We start from the raw sequence: 18,622 nt of genomic DNA, 5'->3' as shown, positions 1-18,622 counted from the left end.
AACGACCGGCCCTCAGACTCTCGGCCACATTGCGGGCCGCTTCACAGGACCGATATCCAACCCACCTGTTCATCACCGATCGAGAGAGCTTCCACTGCGCGGCATCAACTTGCGGGACATCGCCTAGGCGGTTGCCGCGCTCAGCCTTTGATTACCCCTTGTGAACGGAGTTCCGTGTCGCGTACTCGATTCGGCGAGAGCGCCGTTGAACGGGAAGTCCTTGCCCAACCTCAGTACGGCCGAGCGGTTTGGGGGGTGCGATTGGCCTTCCCATTCTGGGCCGGCGGCATGGCCACCGCCGTCGTAGCCGCCGCGACGGGCGACGAGGGTTCGGGATGGTTCGGTTTGCTCATGCTGCCATGCATGCCACCGCTCGGGTTTGCCGTGCTCAACGTGCTCGCCCTCAGGGAGTTCATCACCGGTGAGAAGGGATACCGGACGTTGCCGATGGTCTCAGCGCCTGCCGCCGAATACCTGTTCCGGCGTACTTTGCACCATGCGATTCTCGAAGCGCTGTTCATCTTGCGAAGGAATCGATGAATCGAGGGCATGGGTCGGACACCCGAATCCGCGCCAGTTCGTAGTGCCGGTGCAGTAACTTCACGGGTGTCACACACGCCTCCACCCGAAGGACCAATCGTGCCCTCCGTTATCGCCGCACTGGCACCCAAGAAACTCCTCGCCGCCGCCGGGATCGGTCTCGTGGGGCTCACCAGCCTCACCGCGTGCACCGACGCCAATCCCGGTGAAGACACCGCCACTGAGACCACTGCTGAGGCCGGCGTCGAGGAGACGACCGAGGCCGCTCCCGTGGTCATCGAATGCGACTACGTGCCCGCAGAATCCGATCCCACTGCGGGCCAGAGCATCGAAGCCCCGCTCGACATGTGCGCGACCGGCAAGGTCGACACGTGGGACATCGCCGTCACAGCCGTGGAGGTCGACGCGACCGACACGATCTTGGCAGCCGACCCCAGCAACCAGGCCCTCGACGAGGGCTCCCAGTACTTCATGATCACGGTGACCGGCATCAACAGGTCCGACGCCGCCGCCGCTCCCACCGACCTCCTGATCGGCGTCCGCAACGAAGCCTGGACCTACCAGAGTGACTGCGGCATCGTCCCCAATGACCTCAACGAGGTCGGCGCGGTCGCACCCGGCGAGTCCTTCACCGCCAACCGATGCGTTCCCATCGAAACCGAGAAGATCGAAGGCGCCATCATCGAGATGGCACTGCTGAACTCTTGGGATGTGGAGAAGTACACGTACTACGCCTCCGCTTAGAACGTGTCTCAGTTGGTTCGCAGGAGCAGGGCTTGCAGCTGGTCGCGTCGGTGTCGGTGCCGGTACCCTTGGCGCGGATCGCCCCCGCACCCTCTCCTCCGAAAGGGCTGATCATGCAGCCCCGCTTTGTATCCCGGCGCTCTCGTCGACAGATGACGGCCGCCATAGTTGGAGCCAACCTCTGCTTGGTCGCGGTGATCGTGATGCAGGCCGCCGGGTATCTCTGGTGGCATGGCGAATTCGCCGAACTCATCGGGTGCGTGCTGCTCATTGCCGCAGTGGCGCTGGTGGTTGTGTGGTTGCGGCTGCGGTGGCGACTGGGTCGCACGGGGACGGTCCGAAGGCTTGCGAAGAGCGAGATCCCATCCGCCGAAGCCACCGCACAGCGACTGCTGCGGCGACGGGCAATTGCCGTCCACAGCATGATCCTCCTCGGCACCTGCGCAGTCTTCGCTCTAGTCGCCGGCACGCTCGGTGACGACCCCGCCTGGCGCGCGCTCATCGATGGCGACCCCGGGATTAGCCCGGTTGACGTCACCTCGATCGGCGAAGTGGAGCAGTCCAGCAGCCGACACGGCCCCAGGTACAGCTTCGAGTTCACTGGCTCCATCCCGACCAGCACGAGCTTCCATCTGGTCCATGATCAGATCAGCACGAAGAGCGATCCGCACGGAAGTGACGATTGGGACGGCCTGGTGTGGGCCGTCTACGACCCTGACGATGTCAGCAGCGGCATCGTGTTCGCCGACTCCTACTCCGAAGCCGTCCAGGTCACGAGGTTTCCCCTAACTCCGGTGTTCGGGTTCGGCGGGTACGGGTTCATCCTGCTCTCGGCTGCCGCGTTCTTGAAGCCGCCTTCGAAACGGATCGAGGAGATCGCTGTGCCGGGCCGACTCGCGTACTACCGGGGGGACGCGGATCGACCGTCCAGAGCCGACCTCTGGTTCCTGGCAGTCCTGGTGCTCATCGCCGGAATCATCTATCTGGGCTGTGCACTGCGCCTGGTCCCGACGACAGGATTTACCGATCAGCTGTTCGACACATCTTCGATGGGTGTGTTCGTCTACGGCCTTGCGATGCAGATCGTGGCGCTGATCATCGCGAACTTCCTGGCAGGTTTCGCCATAGGCGACGCCAGATTTCCGGTCCGCTGAGCACCTGGTCCTGGGCAGTCTGCAAACATCGTGTGTGGCTGCGTTCGCTGAAGAGTTTGTGCCCGACGAGCTGTGGGAGATCACGGAGCAGCTGATCCCGGTCCCGCTAAAGCGCGCACAGGGCGGTGGCATCGCCAGGGTCGATGACCGGCAGGTGTTCGCAGCGATTGTGTTTGTGCTGACTACCGGCTGCGCTTGGCGGCACCTACCGCCGACATTCGGCGTCTCCCACCAGACCGCGCACCGGCGCTTCACCGAGTGGTCCGAAGCCGCGCTATGGGCGAAGCTCCACCGCGCGGTACTCGACCGGCTCGGCGCGGCCGGTGAGATCGACTGGTCCCGCGCGATCGTCGACGGCGCGAGCCTGCGCGCGAAAAAGGGGGATCTCTGACCGGTCCAAACCCGGTCGATCGCGGCAAGTCCGGCTCAAAGATCCACGTCCTGTCCGACCGGAACGGACTGCCGCTCGCGCTCGGAGTCTCGGCTGCGAACATCCACGATTCCCAAGCCTTCGAGCCGCTGATCCAGGGCATCCCGAAAATCCGCTCCCGGCGCGGCCCGCGCCGCAGGAAGCCCGCGAAGGTCCACGCCGACAAGGCCTATGACATCCCCGACTGCCATCGGGCGCTGCGCGATCGGCGCATCGGCGACCGGATCGCGCGGCGCGGCATCGAGCCCTCGACCCGCCTCGGCCGCCACCGCTGGGTCATCGAGCGGACCATTGCCTGGCTCGGCGGCTATCGCCGCCTCACCATCCGGTACGAACGCCACGGACACCTGTTCGCTGCATTCCTCGCCCTCGCAGCAGCCCTCACCTGCTACAAGAAACTCACCAACTGAGACGTCCTCTTAGTGCCGGGATCCCGTTGGCGATCATCACGACCGGAGGGAACGTGCCCGATATCAAGGCCGCCCGAGACCTGGTCGAAGCTATACGATCGGTCGCGGGCCGGGTCGGGCGCGGCCGATGTTCTGATAGCTACCCCAATGCCCTTCATGCCTCCAAGGACGGACGCCCCGTGGTCGACCTCAACACACTGACCGAGCGCGAATACGTCGCGTTCATCGCCCAGCGGCCCGGCCTGTTTACCGGACGGGTCACCTACGAGCGCATGGCCCAGTTCCTGATCGGGTATGACCTCGGAGCCCAGCGCGCAGGCGGGCGCGGCTTGAAAGGACTCAAAGACTGGCTCATGGACCGCCTCGGCCCCTCCTCGCCGCTCATCTGGACCGCAGTCGTGTTGCAACTGGCATTTCCCGGCCAAGAGCAGATCTCAGATGCCCTCGCCCCAGACCAGGACGAGCATGCACTCAACGTCTTGTTCACACTCCTCGACAATTTCCTAGCCGAACGCGACGCCTCACACGATTCTTGAAATCAGTTCTTAGCTTGTCTTTCAGCCTGCGGCGCTAGTCGTTTCAGGGCAGTGCTCGGGTGAGCCAAACGATTTCGCCTCGATCATCGGTGGTGGTGTGGTCCCGCTCGAAACCGAGCTTGTCGAGGACCCGGAACGATGCCGTATTTCAGGTGCGGACGGTCGACCACAGGCGCCTCCTGCCGGTCGCGATCGCGGCGTCGAGCACCGCGCGCGCGGCTTCGGTCGCGTAGCCGTTGCCGTGGACGCGCTGGAACAGTTCATAGGCGATCTCGGGCTCTTCGATCGTGGCGCGGCCGACTAGCAATCCGCAGTAGCCGATGAAGTCGTTCTCGACGCGGCGGCGTATGGGCAGCAAGGCGATTCCGGAGTTCGCTGCGGAAGCGAGACCGTTCGCGATATTCATCCGGGCTTCCTCGACCGTCGGGTTCCCATCGCCTCTCTCGGCGTGCAAGGCGCATAGCGCCTCCGCGTCCGTCTCGGCCCACGGCTGCAGCCTCAGCCGTTCGGTCTCCAGGTGGAAGGACATCGGTTCGTAGGCAGACATGCCTTTACCTTTCACTAGGGTCTATCACGACCGTCTGCCGGGTGCCGAGCGCCGACATCGCTTTGGCGATGACGATGACCGGGTGCTGTCCCGACAGGCTGAGTTGATGGCGCTCTACGAGTTTCCAGCCTGATCGCTCGGTTTCCAAGTGGCACAAGAGCTCCGGCGGTACCAGGCACACAAGCCTCCCTTCGTCGGCGATGACTCGCCGCCACTCTTTGAGGAGCGCTGGGAAGTGCTGGCGCGCAGCGACTTGGCGTCCCCAGGCCGGATTGGTCACGATCCGGTCGATGCTGCCTGCGGACATCGGCAGCCGGGCGGCGTCAGACTTCGCAAACGCGACGCCGGTGAGGTGCTGCGCGTTTCGCGCCGAGGCTGCGAGTGCTTCCTGATGCAAGTCGGCACCAATGAAGTCGGCGCTGGGAGCGAGTTCTCGAGCTTCGACGAGGATCGTCCCGGCCCCGCAGCAGGGGTCGAGCACGGTCATCCCCGGCTCGATCCCAGCGAGCCGGGCCATGGCCGCAGCGACCGGCGGATGCAGGGTTCCCCGGATCGATGCGGTCTTCCAAGCCCGACGGTGGAGGGGTGGGCGACGACCTCGGTAGCCGAGCAGGAGACCCTCGGGCGACAGCACTGCGCGCCATTCGGCGGCGCCGTCCGGGGGTCGGATGCCGCCGCTGCGGGAAGCGAACTGGGCGCCGAGGCGGTCGGCCAGGAGCGACCCGATCACGTCCTCCAGGTCGTGGCGGTTGTAGGTGCGCCGACCGGTCATCGAGGCCGAGACGGTCAGGACCGGATCGCCGCGATCGAAGTCGGACTTGACCGGATTCAGGTCGGCGGCGTCGAGCAGGGGGCGCAGGCGATGCAGATCCGCCTTGGTGAGGCCGGGATCGGCGGTTCGCGCTATCTGAATGAGCACGTCGTCGACCGTTCGCGGACGATCGGCCGAGCATGGCTCAGGAGCCGAGAGCAGCACTTGACGCTTTCGGATGGAACCGACTCGGTAACCGAGCTCGGCGAGTTCCACCGCTGCGAGGTGTTCGAGTCCTTGGACCGTGCTGGCGAAGAAGTTCCGGTGTTCCGGTGATTCGGGCGTGAACGAGCCCACCGTCGAAGGACGGTTCGGTGACATGACAAAGCTCCGGGTGAGCGACCTGGAGCGGCGGGCAGCCGCACCACATCGCTAGCCACGGGGATTACCTCTGGACGGCTACTGACTTTGTAGTTTTGGGGTCTGGCTGGTTACGGGGGTCTGAGCCCGGTGCCGGTGAACATGCCGTCGATGAGGTCGGTGCGGGCCTGTATGTGGTTCAAGTGTTCTCGGACCAGAGCGAGGAGATGGTCGACGCCTTCGATGAGGGTGTTGGCGATGCGGCGCTTGAGCAGTGACCAGGCGCCTTCGACCGGGTTGAGTTCGGGCGCGTAGGAGGGGAGCTGGAACACGCGCAGCCAGGGCCGGGCCTCAATCAGCTCGCGCATCAGCTTCGATTTGTGCGCGTTGAGGTTGTCCCAGACCAGCACGATCGGCCCGCCGAGCGATCGATGTGCCGCGTCGAGCAGTTCGGCGAACTCACGCTCGCGAAAGCCGGGCTTCTCGCCCTTGCGTCTGCGGTGGGGCATGGTCCGGTAGAAGAACCGGGGGTCCTCGCCGGGTCGGTAGGCGCAGAGTCCTGCGAGTGAGACCCGGCCCGAGCCCCGCTTGCGGACCTTGATGACCGGAGTCTTCCCGCGACGGCCCCAGGTGCGGGACCGGGCTGGTATCAGCGTGTGCGAGGACTCGTCCATGAAGCAGATCCACGCGCCCAGCCTGCGCGCCGTCCTTTTACCGCGGGCCAGGTTTCCTTGCGCCAGGCGGTGATCGCCTCCTCGTCGCGGTCGGAGGCCTTCGCGTCGGGAACCTGTACCGTCCAGTCCATCGCATGGAGCACCAGGGCGACGCCCTTGAGGCTGTAGGTGATGCCGAACATCGCATCGATCAGCGCGCGGACGCGCACCAGCGTCCACCGCTGGTCCTCACCGAGCCCGGCGGCCGCGGGGCCGGCCTCCAGCGCCTGTTCGAGAGCCTGCCGCTGCGCGGCATCAAGCAGCGAGTCCGGACCCGAAGGGCCTTTGGACGCCAACGCCTCCGCGCCACCGGTCTTCCAGGTCCGATGCCATTGATAGCCGGTCTTGTCCGACACCTCGAACCGCCGGGCGACCTCCAGCGGATGCGCCCCCGCAGCGAACATCGCCGCGGCCTCCATCCGGACCGCCTCGCGCTTCGCCCGCGCGGCGGCATTCAAACCGCCGCCATCCCCGTACCTCACACAGGAATCAACGAACACCGCGCCAAACGGACACGCCATCAGACCCCGAAACTACAAGATCAGTAGCGGAGCGCTAACCGAGGCGGAAGACGCTGTATGTCACGGCGCCATGCTAACTCGCCCCAAGGAGACGTTCTCATCCGTATGCGGCCCTTGGGCCTCGCGCTTAGGCGTCGCCTTGCGGTCTCAGCGACTCGGGAATCTGGCGTCGCCTATGGCGATGCCGGCCAGGAAGTTCGCGATGATCAACGCAACGACCTGCATTGCGAGGCCGTAGACGATCACCCACCCAGATGAAGCGTGGAAGGCCTCCCCGGTGAACTCAAAAGTCGGCGCCGACCGCAGTGCGCAGCCCAGATAGATGATCGCGGCAATGAGGCCGAGGATTGCCAGGAACCGCATGTCCTTTCGCCGCAGCCGATGAACATCTCCCCGGTAGTACGCGAGTCGGCCGTCCTGGGAAACCGCGGCAATCCGCTTCGACGGCGGCTTCGAGAACGCGGCGGCCGAGAGCAGGATGAGAACATACCCGCCGAACCCGACTACGGGAGACAGCGGAAACGTCGCCGCTTGAACCGCCTCGGAGTAGGAGTCGGCGATCACGACTCCCCTAGATACGTCGTCAGGGTCGTAGACCGCCCACACCAGGCCGTCCCAGTAATCGGCTTCGCGCGGATCGACGTCCGAGCTGCTCCGATCATGGACCAGATGGAAGCTCGTGCTCGTAGGAATGGAGCCGGTGAAGTCGAAGTTGTACGACGGGCCGCCCCTGCCGTTGTGCTTCTCCACATTGTCGATCGAGGTGATGGCCACTGGGCTGATCCCGGGGTCGCCATCGATGAGCGCACGCCAGGCGGGATCGTCGCCGAGTGTGCCGACGACCAGGGCGAAGACCGCGCAGACACCGAGGAGCAGCATGCTGCGCACGGTGATCGCGCGGCGCCGCAGCAGCCGCAGTGCGGCAACCTCGGCTGATTGAAGCTCGCTCTCATGAAGTCTTCGAACCGCTCCGGCGCGACCCAGTCGCCGCTGGAGCCGCAGCCAGACGAGCACTAGCGCCAGTGCCGCCAGGAGCAGCGCACAGGCGGCGAGTTCGGCGAACGCACCACGCCACCAGATGAATCCGATGACCTGCATCGAGATCACTGCGATCAAGCAGAGGTTCGCTCCTACGACGGCAGCGATCAGCTGTCGGCGAGAACGCCGTGAAACGTAGCGGGGGTGCATGCTCAGCGCTTTCGGAGAGGGGATACGAAGCGTGACGCCAAAGGTACCTGCTGGGGCCCGCGAATCCGCTTAAGTTCGTTCGGCCCCTTCGGGCCAGATGACCGTTACCGGGACACCCGCGTTGCGTGCCACGGCGACGGCGTCGGCGGTGCCGCCCTTCTTTCCTTCCGGTGAGGGCTGGCCGTCCCAGACGGCGAGCAGCAGATCGACGGAGCTCAGCATCTGGGCGTTCGCGTCCTCATAGGCCTGCATGGAGGAGGCCTTTGCGATGTACCGCTTCACATGCGCGCGCTGCACGAGGCCGTCGAAAACTGGAAGGTGCGCGGCACTGACCTGCGTGTCGCGGTAGTCCGGCGTGGGAAGCAACGCTTCCAGTCGGCCCCCTGCGTCGAGGAGCACCGCCGCGAAAATGCTGTCCGCGCCCTCGGCGATGCAGGAGACGCCGACGAGTTCGGCCGGGCCGTAAGGCTCCAATGCTGCTTGCAGCGCCTCGCGAACGAGGACGACAGTGGCAGGCGCGAGGTTCATGTGTCCGGTGATGCCGATTCTGGGCACGGCATTCCTCTCTCGATGCTGGGGCGCTCAGTCGAGGGTGGCGACGAGGCCTTTCAGACCGGCGGCGATCTCCTTCGGGCCAGGTGCGTTGTCGGGGTAGGACATCCACTGCATGACGATGCCGCTGACGAGGGCGAGCTGGACGGCGCCGATGGTTCGGATCGTCTCGGCGTCGATGGTCTCTTCGATCTCGCCGGTTGCCAGGGCGGCCATCGCGGAGAGGGCCCCCGGCTGGCCCTTCGCGTAGACCTCGGCGAGTTCGGGTGAGCGCTGCGCCTGCATGAAGAGCTCGAAACTCGCCATCCACATCGTCCGGTTGGCCTTGATGTGGTCGATGAGCAGGTTCCAGACCGCCTCGAACCGCTTGGGGCCCTTCGGTTCGTCGAGCTTGGCGAGCTGGGCCTGGAGGCCGGCGTCCCAGTCTTCGAGTGACGAGAAGAGCGCCTGCTGGAGGAGGGTCTCGCGGGAGCCGTAGTGGTAGCCGATCGCGGCCATGCTCACTCCGGCGGCGGTGGCGATGTCGCGCACCGTGGTGCGGTCGTAGCCCTTCTCGAGCAGGCATTGCTTGGCTCCGTCGAGGAGCGCTTCTCGGTTTCCCATGGGCCCGATCCTAACAGCGACCTGCGCATTCGCCTAGCGCAAACGCATTGCGCAACTTTCTTAGGCGATCGCCTTGCGCGTTTGCCCAAATCCTTGGTACGGTTCTGCCAGACGCGGACGAACCCCGTTCCGCACCAGTCGAAAGCGAGCCCCCCAATGGCTTTCTCCAAGACCGCCAAGACCATCGCCGCAAGCCTCGCCGCCGGCGGCATCGCCGCCGCCTCCATCGGCTACGGCACCGCAGCCGCGGCCCCCGCCGCCCCGACCCTCGTCGACACCGACCTCGGCCCCCTCCAAGGCGCCGCCGGCAACGGCGTCCACTCCTGGCTCGGCGTCCCCTACGCCGCCCCGCCCGTCGACGAATTGCGCTGGGCCTCACCGGAACCGGCCGCCCCATGGGAGGGGGTGCGGGAGGCGACCGAGTTCGGCAACGTGTGCGCCCAACCTGCGGCCCCGATGCCGGGCATCCCGAGCACCGACGAGGACTGCCTCTACCTCAACGTCTACGCACCCGACGACGCCCGGGACGACCTGCCGGTCATGGTCTGGTTCCACGGCGGCGGCAACTCGTACGGAGCGGGCGAGCAGTACGACCCCTCACGCCTCGTGACCGAAGGCGACGCGGTCGTCGTCACCGTCAACTACCGCCAAGGCCTGTTCGGCAGCATGGCCCACCCGGCGCTCGACCAGGGCGGCGAGACCACCTCCGGCAACTACGGCCTCGAAGACCAGCAGGCCGCGCTCCGATGGGTCGGCGAGAACGCCGAGGCCTTCGGCGGCGACGACGGCAACGTCACCATCTTCGGCGAATCGGGCGGCGGCTTCGACGTCTGCGCCCACCTCGCCTCCGAAACCTCGGCGGGCCTGTTCGACAAGGCGATCATGCAGAGCTCGCCATGCGGATCCGATTGGGCCCCTTCGAGAGAGGAAGGCCGGGCCAGGGACATCGCCGCCGCTGAGGAGCAGCTCGGATGCACCGATCCGGCCGAAGCCGAAGCCTGTCTGCGCGGCCTCAGCACCGAAGCGATCAACGAGGCGACCGCCGGGCTGTACGAGGTGCAGCCGGTCGTAGGCGGCCCGGTCATGCCGGTCGCCACCGCCGACGCGATCGAAGCGGCCGAACTCAACGAGGTGCCGGTGCTCATCGGCATCAACCGCGACGAGAACCAGCTCATGACCGGCGGCATGGAAGTCCTGACCGGGCATGTGATGACCGCCGAGGAGTACGTCCCGGCGCTGACCGAGGAATTCGGTGCGGAAGCTGCCGACGCGATCGCCGCCGAATACCCGCTGAGCGATTACGAGCACCCGGCGAAGGCCCTCGCGGCCGTGCAGACCGACGCCTACTGGGCCGCGAACCTCTCGACAACCGTCGCGGCACTGTCGGACCAGGTGCCCGCCTTCGCCTACGAGATGTCGGCCTCCGGCACCCCGTACTTCAAGGAGTTCGAGGCCCCCTCATGGGAGATGGGCGCCTTCCACATGGTCGACGTCGCGTTCCTGTTCGACACCACGATCTTCGCGGACCGCAGCGCCGAGGTCGAGCCGCTCGCGGACCTGATGGTGAAGTCCTGGAGCACCTTCGCCCGCACCGGCGACCCGGACGGGCGCGGCCGCTGGCACGAGGCCAAAGGCGACTGCGTCCGCCAGCTCACCCCTGAAGGCGCGCGGAACGTCGACTTCGCCGATGAGCACCACCTGGAGTTCTGGGAGTCCGTGAACGCCTAGTAGGTCCATTGTAAAGGGGCGCAAGGCCATCCCGGTGCGCCCCTTCCGTTGCGTATCCGGGCTGCGTCATCCGGGGGCGTTGCGGGCCAAGCGGAAGCCGAGGTCTTCGATACGGAGGGTCGGCATGGTGCGGCGGCGCACGCCCACTCGGCAGGACCAGTGCTCGTCGAACCAGCCGCCGCCCTTGATCACGCGGTAGTCCTTGTAGACCTCGGCGTCATAGACGTCAAAGCACCATTCCCAGACGTTGCCGATCATGTCGTACAGGCCCCAGGCGTTCGGTGCCTTCTCCCCGCCGCGATGCGGGCGCTCCCCGGAATTGCCTCGGTACCAGGCGATGTCGTCGAGCTCGCCGTACCGGGGGCCGGTGGCCCCGGCTCGGCAGGCGTACTCCCATTCGGCCTCGGTGGGGAGCCGGTAGCCGTCGGCGGTGCGATCCCACGCAACCGAATCGCCGTCTTCCCCGGTGAGCATGTAGGCGGGCCGCAGGTTCGCCAGCGCAGAGATCCGGTTGCAGTAGTCGACGGCCTCGAACCAGGACGTGTGCGTCGCGGGAAGGAGGTCGTCATCGTCGATCGCGAAGCCGTAGGCCTCGCCGATTGCACGGCGCGTGACCTGCAAGGGCGACAGGAGGAACGGTGCGACCTCCACCGTCCAGCTCCGCTCGGTGCGCCGGTCGGTGATCGTCGTGGCCCCGGCCTCGATCCTCTGCATCGCCGCATCCTAGGCCGCAGCTTCCTGACTCCGGCCCGGTGCTCGTAGGAAGCGGCTCCGGCGATGCAGTTCATATGATCCAGGACACTCTTCGAATGCCGCTGTCACGTTCGCGGCCTCCCGGGTTTCCACCGGGTGTAAGCGTCCCCCGCGAAAACGAACCGGAGCTCTCCCATGACCATCGCCTACATCATCGTCACCATCGTCGCCTCCCTCTGGGTCGGATTCTCGGCCTACTCGATCTTCGCCAAGGCCTCCTACGTCGTCGACCCGCTGCGCCACTATGGCGTCCCGGAATCGTGGTGGTTCCGGCTCGGCCTCGCCAAGGCCGCCGGTGCGCTCGGCCTCCTCGTCGGTTTGTTCGTTCCGTTCATCGGCATCGCCGCCGGTGTCGGCCTGGTCCTGTACTTCCTCGGGGCGCTCGTCACGGTGCTGCGCGCCCGCTCGTACGAGACGGTCGTGGCCCCGCTGATGTACCTGGTTCCCGCCGCCGCCGCGCTCGTCCTCGGCATCCTGGTGTGAACAGAGACGAGGCTGCGATAGGGCCCGCGCTCGGCGCGGGCCCTATCGTGCGTCGGTCTACTTCTGCCACTGCTCGGCGAAGGAGACTCCCACCTTCGGGTTTCCGATCAGCGCGAGCGGCATGAAGAACCCGATCTGGCCGAGTACCCCGATGAGCACGACGATCTCCTTGTCGCTGAGGTGCTTCCGGGCCTCCTCCACGAGTTCGTCGGTGACGCGCTCGCCGGTCGGGTTCGGCGTGTGCACGGCCTCCGCCAGCGCGAGCGCGGCCCGCTCGGCGTCGGTGAAGTAGGGGGAGGTGCGCCAGGTGGCGACGGCGCCGAGCCGTTCGAGGGTGTCTTCGGTGTCGCCGAACGCGCGGGCGGTGAAGTAGGAGCTCCCGAGGAGCTGCCCGACCCGGAGGTGGACGAGGGCGACGAGGTTCTTGGGGAGCACGCCTTCGGCGTTCACCTTGTTGACGGCGGCGGCGATCTCGTTCACGACCGGCAGGTGCTGGCCGGGGTTCTCGATGCGGGGGTAGGTGCTCATGATGGTGTTTCCCTTCCTGTTGATCCGCTACACCACAAAGACGGATCAGGGCCGGAGAGTGTGACCGGCGAAGTCCACGAACGAGACGAGTCCTGCGTCACATGGAGGCGAGTTCACGGACGACTCGGGCAAAGCCCTTCACAAGCGGCGTGTCCGCGTTCGCGCGCCAGGCCAGGGCCACCCGCAGCGGTTCGGCGTCGGTGAGCGGAACCCACGCCAGGTCGGGCCGGGCGTAATAGGCGGCCATGCTCTGCGGGGCGAAGCAGATCGCGGCGCCCTCGGCGACCTGTTCGAGCATCTCCTCGACGTTGTCGTTCTGCGGGCCCCACACCGGCGCCGAGCCGTCGGGGCGCGGATTGACCGCCCACCAGTCGACCCAGGCTCGCGGCGCCTTATCCGTCCACATGAGCGGTTCGTCGTTCGTCTCGACGACGCTGACGGCCTCGCGGCCGGCAAGGCGATGCCCGCGGGGGAGCCCGACCACGCGCGGCTCGGTGTGGATCACTACGCTCCGGCAGCCGGTGAGATCCGCTGGGAGCCAGACGAACGCGACGTCCACCTGGCCTTGCTTGAGCGCGTCGGCCTCGCCGCCCCAGTCGAACCGCTTGGGCACCACCCGCACCTCCGGGTGGCGGGCAGCGAACTCGGCGCGGGCCCGCGTGGTCAACTCGCCGGCGCCGCTCGCCTCGAAGCCGACCCGGAGCACTTGCCCGGCTCGGTGCCGTTCGGCGACGGCAGCGACGAGGTCAGCCGCAGCCACGGCCTCGGCCGCCGCGCGAAGGACTTCCCGTCCGGCGGCGGTCGGCTCGACGCCCGCGGGGGTCCGGTCGAAGACCCGCAACCCGAGTTCGGCCTCGAACCGCTTGAGCGCGTATGAGAGCGCGGGCTGGCTGACGTACAGCGACTTCGCCGCCCGCCCTAGGTTCCCGTGCTCGGCGATCGCCGTCACGTACCGCAGCTGCCGCAACTCCACGCAGCGATCATAAGCGCCGTTTATGACGTCGTCCGATTCCGGTATTGGACGTGCCACTTCCCTCAGGGGGATAAAGGAACCGCACACCGAATCGGAAGGAACACCATGAGCGACAACCGCACCCGCACCGCCGAAGGCCGCGTCTGGCTCATCACCGGCACGTCCTCCGGCTTCGGCCGCGCCATCGCAGAGGCCGCCCTCGCGGCAGGCGACACCGTGATCGCCACGGCCCGCGGGCCCGAGACCCTGGACGATCTGGCCGCCGCCCACCCCGGCCGGGCGATCCCCGTGGCACTCGACGTCACCGACCCCGCCCGGATCAGGGAGGTCGTGGCCGAGGCCGTGCTCTGGTACGGCCGCATCGACGTCCTGGTCAACAACGCCGGACGCGGGCACATCGGCGCGATCGAGGAGACCACCGACGCTGAACTACGTTCCCTTATGGACTTGCATTTCTTCGGTCCCGCCAATCTCGTCCGTGCCGTCCTGCCGCACATGCGCGCCCAGGGGAACGGCGCGATCGTCCAGATCAGCAGCATGGGCGGGCGCATGTCCTTCCCCGGCGTGGGCGCGTACTCCGCGACCAAGCACGCCTTGGAGGGCCTGAGCGAGGCGCTCGCCGCCGAGGTCGCGCCGCACGGCATCGACGTGCTCGTGGTCGAGCCCGGCGCGTTCCGGACAGGGTTGACCAGCGGCTCCCAATCGACTTCGAAGCCGCTCGAGGCCTACAGCGAAACCGTGGGGCCCTTCAGGACCGCGTTCCCGGACTCGTACGGCAAGGAACCGGGCGACCCGGCGAAGGCCGCCGCCGCGGTCCTCGGAGCGCTTGCGGCCGAGCAGGTTCCGCTGCGCCTGGTGCTGGGCAACGACGCCGCCGACGCCATCGGTGCCGAACTCAAGTCCCAGACCGAGGAACTCGCGGCGTGGGAACACTGCTCACGCGGCACCGACTTCGACGCTTAGGCACCAGGGTCCGGTAGTGATGCCGGTATTACGGACTGACCCTGACGGTCAGCAGCCAGCGCCAGCGCGGCAGTTCCGCGACGAGGCTGGCGATCGTCAAGGCGCTCAGGGCGGCCGCACCCCACAAGGGCCAGGCGATCCATGCGGCGACGATGCCGCCGACCATGGTCGCGGCGAGGATCGCGATGGTCACCCAGCCGGGCACGGGGATGAGGGCCTGCGGTTTGTCGCCGGGGGTGGCGTAGACCGTGGGGACGGCGACGGAGGCGAGGACCACGCTGATGGCGAGGGGCAGGGAGATCTGGGCGAAGGCCATGCCGATGGCGGCCCAGGCGCCGGCTTCGGTGGCGAAGCGCAGCAGGGCCGCCCGTCGCCGGGTCGGCGAGGCTGCGCCCATTTCGTGAACGGGGGTCATGCGGTCATCTTGGCCCAGTGCGCCGGGACCCGATCGATCGGTCCGGCACCGTTCATCGCCACCACTGTCGTCGTCGCCGTCGCCGTCGAAGCCAATGCGGCCGGCCGCTTTCCAGCGGCCGGGCCTTCTGCATGTCGCCGCCCTGCGCGGCTGCCTTGTCTGCTATCCGACCAGTGCGCCGACGCCGAGGATCGCCTTGAGGTCCGCCGAGAGCTCGACCGACGGCCGCACCCGCCACTGGTCGCCGAGGGCGAGCATCGTCGTCTTCGGCCCGTTCGCCAACTGGACTCGCACCTGGGCTTCGCCGCGGTGGGTCTTGAAGGTGTCGGAGAGCTTCTCGATGAGGTCCGGGTTCACTGCGGCCGCCCTGAGCGCCAAGGTGATCGGCGCCGAGTTCGCCTCAGGCCCGGTGGAGGTGTCGAGGACGGCGAGGTCCTGGGCGATGAGCTGCGCGGTGCCGTCGCGGCGGTCGAGCTTGCCCTTGACGCAGCACACCAGGTCGTCCGCGAGCGAATCCGACACCAGCTCGTACGTGTTGGGGAAGAAGCGGACCTCGATCGAGCCGGCCAGGTCCTCCAGCGTGGCCGAGGCCCACAGCTTGCCCTGCTTGGTGACGCGCTTGGCGACGTTCTGGAGGATGCCCGCGACCCGCACGTTCGCGCCGTCGGCGATCTCCTCGCCGTGGAGCGCGGCGATCGGACGGTCCGCATTTGACGAAAGCAGCCGCTCGAAGCCGTTCAGCGGGTGGTCGGAGACGTACAGGCCGAGCATCTCGCGCTCGAAGGCGAGCTTGTCGCGGCGGTCCCATTCGTCGTCGCTGATGGTGAGGTCGACGCCGAGTGTCTCGGTGGTGTCCTCCATCATGCCGCCGAACAGGTCGAACTGGCCGCGGGCCTCCTCCTTCTTGATGGAGACCATCGCGTCGATCGCCTTCTCGTGCACTTCGGCGAGGCCGCGGCGGGCGTGCCCGAGCGAGTCGAACGCGCCCGCTTTGATGAGCGATTCGACGGTGCGCTTGTTGCAGACCGGGGCGGGCACCTTCTGCAGGAAGTCCTTGAAGTCGGCGTAGGCGCCCTTCTCCTCGCGGGCCTCGATGATCCCGGCGACGACGTTCGCGCCGACGTTGCGGACCGCGCCGAGCCCGTAGCGGATGTCCTCGCCGACCGGGTGGAAGACGTGTCGGGACTCGTTGACGTCCGGCGGCATGACGGTGATGCCCATCTTCCGGCACTCCGAAAGGTAGACGGCCGCTTTGTCCTTCGAGTCGCCCACGGAGGTGAGCAGGCCAGCCATGTACTCGGCGGGGAAGTTCGCCTTCAGGTAGGCCGTCCAATAGGAGACGAGCCCGTACCCGGCGGCGTGCGACTTGTTGAACGCGTACCCGGCGAAGGGCAGCATGATGTCCCAGAGGGTCTTGATCGCCTCTTTGCCGAAGCCGTTGGCGACCATGCCGGACTCGAAGTCGCCGAACATCTTCTCCAGGACGTCGGCCTTCTTCTTGCCCATGGCCTTGCGGAGCGTGTCCGCCTGGCCCATCGTGAAGCCCGCGACCTTCTGCGCGATCTTCATGATCTGCTCCTGGTAGACGATCAGGCCGTACGTCTCGGCGAGGATCTCCTCCAGCGGCTCGGCCAGTTCGGGGTGGATCGGGGTGATCTGCTGGCGGCCGTTCTTGCGGTCGGCGTAGTTGTTGTGCGAGTTCGCCTCCATCGGGCCCGGGCGGTACAGCGCCAGGACGGCCACGATGTCGTTGAACTCGGTGGGGCGCATGCGCTTCAGCAGCTCGCGCATCGCGGTGCCGTCGAGCTGGAACACGCCGAGGGTGTCGCCGCGGGCGAGCAGCTCGTAGGCCTTCGGGTCGTTCGTGGGCAGCGTGTCGAGGTCGATCTCGATGCCCTTGTTGGCCTTGATGGCCTCCACGGCGTCACCGATGACGGTGAGGTTCCGCAGGCCCAGGAAGTCCATCTTCAGCAGGCCGATGTCCTCACAGGACGGATAGTCCCAGCCGGTGATGATCGACCCGTCCGGCCTGGCCCACATGGGGATGCAGTCGATGAGCGGCTGCGAGGAGAGGATGACCGCGCAGGCGTGGACGCCGGCGTTGCGGATCAGGCCCTCGAGGCCGAGCGCGGTGTCGAAGATCTGGCGGACGTCGCCGTCGTTCTCGATGAGGGCCCGGACCTCGCCGGCCTCCTTGTAGCGGGGGTGGTCGGCGTCGACGATGCCCGAGAGCGGGATGTCGGTGGCCGCGACGGGCGGAGGGAGGGCCTTGGTGATGCGCTCGGCGATGGAGAAGCCCGGCTGGCCGTGGTGGACGCGGGCGGCGTCCTTGATCGCGGCCTTGGTCTTGATCGTGCCGAAGGTGATGACCTGGGCGACGAACTCCTTGCCGTACTTCTCGGTGGCGTAGGTGATCATCTCGCCGCGGCGGCGGTCGTCGAAGTCGATGTCGATGTCGGGCATCGAGACGCGCTCGGGGTTGAGGAACCGCTCGAACAGGAGGCCGTGCTCGATCGGGTCGATGTTGGTGATCTTCATGGCGTACGCGACGAGCGAGCCCGCGGCGGAACCGCGGCCGGGGCCGACGTAGATGCCGATGGAGCGGGCGTGGCTGATGAGGTCGGCGACGACCAGGAAGTACGAGGGGTACCCGGCGTTGATGATGACGCTGAGCTCGAGGTCGGCGCGCTCGAGGTAGTCGGCGGGGACCTCCTGGCCGGGGAAGCGCTCCTTGAGGCCGTCAAGGACGAGGCTGCGCAGCCAGGTGCCCTGGTCGTGGCCTTCGGGGACGTCGATGACGGGCATCCGGTCCCGGACGGCGAAGATCTCGTCGTAGGACTCGACCATCTCGGCGACGAGCAGCGTGTTCGCGCAGCCCTCCTGCCACATCTCGTCGGAGCGGACGCCGTACATCTGCTCCGCGGAGCGCAGGAAGTAGCCCTGGCCGTCGAACTTGAAGCGCTTCGGATCGTCCAGAGTGGTGCCGGACTGGACGCACAGGAGCGCGGCGTGCGTGTCCTTCTGGGCCTCGGTCACGAAGTGGGAGTCGTTGGTGACGAGCGGCGGGATGCCCATCTTCTTGCCCAGCTCGTACAGCTCGTTCTTGACGCGCTGCTCGATGTCGTTGCCGTGGTCCATGATCTCGAGGAAGTAGTTCTCGGCCCCGAAGATGTCCCGGTAGTCGGAGGCGGCCTGGTAGGCCTCGTCCATCTGGCCCAGGCGCATGCGCGTCTGGACCTCGCCGGACGGGCAGCCGGTCGTGGCGACGATGCCCTGGGAGTGCTGGGCGATCATCTCGCGGTCCATGCGCGGCTTGTAGTAGTAGCCCTCGAAGGAGGCGAGGCTGGACATGCGGAAGAGGTTCCGCACGCCCGCGGAGTCCTTGGCGACCATGGTCATGTGCGTGTAGGAGCCGGCACCGGAGAGGTCGTCGCTGCGCTGGGAGGGCTCGCCCCACCAGACGGGCTTCTTGTGGAAGCGGTCGTGCGGCGCGAGGTAGGCCTCGATGCCTAGGATCGGCTTCACGCCGGTCTTCTTCGCCTGCTGATAGAAGGCGTAGCCGCCGTACATGTTCCCGTGGTCGGTCATCGCGATCGCGGGCTGGCCGAGCCGCTCCGCTTCGGCGAACAGGGGTTTGAGTTTCGCAGCCCCGTCGAGCATCGAGTACTCAGTGTGCACGTGTAGGTGGACGTACTGGTTCGACACGCTTCGCTCCCGCTTTGACCTGTAG

18 protein-coding genes and 1 pseudogene are annotated in these 18,622 nt (G+C 67.0%); 8 read left to right on the top strand and 11 right to left on the bottom strand.

What is annotated here, in order from left to right:
• The first annotated feature begins 288 nt into the window (after window positions 1–288).
• The 5 genes from O1R50_RS22385 (at window position 289) to O1R50_RS22365 (ending at window position 3,814) form a co-directional block, all read left to right on the top strand.
• Window positions 289–540, top strand: coding sequence for a hypothetical protein (locus tag O1R50_RS22385; protein ID WP_270112460.1), 252 nt, complete (start codon window positions 289–291; stop codon window positions 538–540).
• Between the two features lie 99 nt (window positions 541–639).
• Window positions 640–1,284 carry a hypothetical protein gene (locus tag O1R50_RS22380; protein WP_270112459.1) on the top strand — a complete coding sequence of 215 codons (645 nt, stop codon included), beginning with the start codon at window positions 640–642 and terminating at the stop codon, window positions 1,282–1,284.
• A gap of 32 nt (window positions 1,285–1,316) precedes the next feature.
• Window positions 1,317–2,438: a hypothetical protein gene (locus tag O1R50_RS22375; protein WP_270112457.1), complete on the top strand. Its 1,122-nt coding sequence runs from the start codon at window positions 1,317–1,319 to the stop codon at window positions 2,436–2,438.
• A gap of 34 nt (window positions 2,439–2,472) precedes the next feature.
• Window positions 2,473–3,278 (top strand): IS5 family transposase gene (locus O1R50_RS22370; protein WP_408612789.1). Its coding sequence is split into 2 segments (ribosomal slippage): window positions 2,473–2,817 and window positions 2,820–3,278, totalling 804 coding nucleotides; the frame shifts between segments, so codons are not numbered across the junction.
• A gap of 179 nt (window positions 3,279–3,457) precedes the next feature.
• Complete coding sequence (locus O1R50_RS22365) at window positions 3,458–3,814, top strand: hypothetical protein (protein WP_270112455.1); 357 nt, start codon at window positions 3,458–3,460, stop codon at window positions 3,812–3,814.
• Between the two features lie 43 nt (window positions 3,815–3,857).
• Here O1R50_RS22365 and O1R50_RS22360 read toward each other — a convergent pair.
• From O1R50_RS22360 to O1R50_RS22330, 6 genes and pseudogenes are all read right to left on the bottom strand, one after another.
• A pseudogene (locus O1R50_RS22360) lies at window positions 3,858–4,361 on the bottom strand (GNAT family N-acetyltransferase).
• A 4-nt stretch (window positions 4,362–4,365) separates the two neighbouring features.
• Window positions 4,366–5,388 (bottom strand): TRM11 family SAM-dependent methyltransferase, encoded by a 1,023-nt coding sequence (locus O1R50_RS22355; RefSeq protein WP_270112452.1) that lies wholly within the window; start codon window positions 5,386–5,388, stop codon window positions 4,366–4,368.
• Between the two features lie 215 nt (window positions 5,389–5,603).
• Window positions 5,604–6,667, bottom strand: a protein-coding gene (locus tag O1R50_RS26635) for an IS630 family transposase (RefSeq protein WP_456298968.1) whose coding sequence is annotated in 2 segments (ribosomal slippage) — window positions 5,604–6,181 and window positions 6,181–6,667 — 1,065 coding nt in all. Because the reading frame shifts where the segments join, the coding sequence is not laid out codon by codon here.
• Between the two features lie 186 nt (window positions 6,668–6,853).
• Complete coding sequence (locus tag O1R50_RS22340) at window positions 6,854–7,822, bottom strand: hypothetical protein (RefSeq protein ID WP_270112449.1); 969 nt, start codon at window positions 7,820–7,822, stop codon at window positions 6,854–6,856.
• 141 nt (window positions 7,823–7,963) lie between these two features.
• On the bottom strand, window positions 7,964–8,449 hold the full coding sequence (locus O1R50_RS22335; RefSeq protein WP_270112448.1) for a hypothetical protein: 486 nt from the start codon (window positions 8,447–8,449) through the stop codon (window positions 7,964–7,966).
• Between the two features lie 27 nt (window positions 8,450–8,476).
• Window positions 8,477–9,049: a TetR/AcrR family transcriptional regulator gene (locus O1R50_RS22330; RefSeq protein WP_270112447.1), complete on the bottom strand. Its 573-nt coding sequence runs from the start codon at window positions 9,047–9,049 to the stop codon at window positions 8,477–8,479.
• A gap of 156 nt (window positions 9,050–9,205) precedes the next feature.
• Here O1R50_RS22330 and O1R50_RS22325 point away from each other — a divergent pair, with 156 nt between their 5' ends.
• Complete coding sequence (locus O1R50_RS22325) at window positions 9,206–10,777, top strand: carboxylesterase/lipase family protein (RefSeq protein WP_270112446.1); 1,572 nt, start codon at window positions 9,206–9,208, stop codon at window positions 10,775–10,777.
• A gap of 66 nt (window positions 10,778–10,843) precedes the next feature.
• Here the strand turns inward: O1R50_RS22325 and O1R50_RS22320 are convergent, their stop codons facing one another.
• Window positions 10,844–11,491, bottom strand: a complete 648-nt coding sequence (locus tag O1R50_RS22320) for a formylglycine-generating enzyme family protein (RefSeq protein ID WP_270112445.1) — start codon at window positions 11,489–11,491, stop codon at window positions 10,844–10,846.
• A 174-nt stretch (window positions 11,492–11,665) separates the two neighbouring features.
• On the opposite strand from O1R50_RS22320, the gene O1R50_RS22315 reads away from it, so the two are divergent.
• Complete coding sequence (locus O1R50_RS22315; RefSeq protein ID WP_270112444.1) at window positions 11,666–12,013, top strand: DoxX family protein; 348 nt, start codon at window positions 11,666–11,668, stop codon at window positions 12,011–12,013.
• A gap of 57 nt (window positions 12,014–12,070) precedes the next feature.
• On the opposite strand, the gene O1R50_RS22310 is transcribed toward O1R50_RS22315, so the two are convergent.
• Both O1R50_RS22310 and O1R50_RS22305 read right to left on the bottom strand, forming a co-directional pair.
• Entirely contained in the window at window positions 12,071–12,541 is a 471-nt protein-coding gene (locus O1R50_RS22310) for a carboxymuconolactone decarboxylase family protein (RefSeq protein ID WP_270112443.1), read from the bottom strand.
• A gap of 97 nt (window positions 12,542–12,638) precedes the next feature.
• Window positions 12,639–13,514, bottom strand: coding sequence for a LysR family transcriptional regulator (locus tag O1R50_RS22305; protein WP_270112442.1), 876 nt, complete (start codon window positions 13,512–13,514; stop codon window positions 12,639–12,641).
• A gap of 105 nt (window positions 13,515–13,619) precedes the next feature.
• Here O1R50_RS22305 and O1R50_RS22300 point away from each other — a divergent pair, with 105 nt between their 5' ends.
• Complete coding sequence (locus O1R50_RS22300; protein WP_270112440.1) at window positions 13,620–14,477, top strand: oxidoreductase; 858 nt, start codon at window positions 13,620–13,622, stop codon at window positions 14,475–14,477.
• Window positions 14,478–14,505: 28 nt separating this feature from the next.
• Here the strand turns inward: O1R50_RS22300 and O1R50_RS22295 are convergent, their stop codons facing one another.
• Together O1R50_RS22295 and dnaE are read right to left on the bottom strand one after the other, a co-directional pair.
• Window positions 14,506–14,892 carry a hypothetical protein gene (locus tag O1R50_RS22295; RefSeq protein ID WP_270112439.1) on the bottom strand — a complete coding sequence of 129 codons (387 nt, stop codon included), beginning with the start codon at window positions 14,890–14,892 and terminating at the stop codon, window positions 14,506–14,508.
• 162 nt (window positions 14,893–15,054) lie between these two features.
• Entirely contained in the window at window positions 15,055–18,597 is a 3,543-nt protein-coding gene (gene dnaE, locus O1R50_RS22290) for a DNA polymerase III subunit alpha (RefSeq protein WP_270112438.1), read from the bottom strand.
• Window positions 18,598–18,622 lie beyond the last annotated feature (25 nt).

Source organism: Glycomyces luteolus (assembly GCF_027622875.1).
GTDB classification, from domain to species: domain Bacteria; phylum Actinomycetota; class Actinomycetes; order Mycobacteriales; family Micromonosporaceae; genus Glycomyces; species Glycomyces luteolus.
This window is presented reverse-complemented; position numbering and strand designations above follow the sequence as displayed.

Bases quoted from the DNA above. Each gene is read 5' to 3' on its own strand.
- O1R50_RS22315 (WP_270112444.1), top strand. From the start codon at position 11,666: ATGACCATCGCCTACATCATCGTCACCATCGTCGCCTCCCTCTGGGTC.
- O1R50_RS22330 (WP_270112447.1), bottom strand. From the start codon at position 9,049: ATGGGAAACCGAGAAGCGCTCCTCGACGGAGCCAAGCAATGCCTGCTC.
- O1R50_RS22310 (WP_270112443.1), bottom strand. From the start codon at position 12,541: ATGAGCACCTACCCCCGCATCGAGAACCCCGGCCAGCACCTGCCGGTC.
- O1R50_RS22320 (WP_270112445.1), bottom strand. From the start codon at position 11,491: ATGCAGAGGATCGAGGCCGGGGCCACGACGATCACCGACCGGCGCACC.
- O1R50_RS22325 (WP_270112446.1), top strand. From the start codon at position 9,206: ATGGCTTTCTCCAAGACCGCCAAGACCATCGCCGCAAGCCTCGCCGCC.
- O1R50_RS22385 (WP_270112460.1), top strand. From the start codon at position 289: ATGGCCACCGCCGTCGTAGCCGCCGCGACGGGCGACGAGGGTTCGGGA.
- O1R50_RS22295 (WP_270112439.1), bottom strand. From the start codon at position 14,892: ATGACCCCCGTTCACGAAATGGGCGCAGCCTCGCCGACCCGGCGACGG.
- O1R50_RS22300 (WP_270112440.1), top strand. From the start codon at position 13,620: ATGAGCGACAACCGCACCCGCACCGCCGAAGGCCGCGTCTGGCTCATC.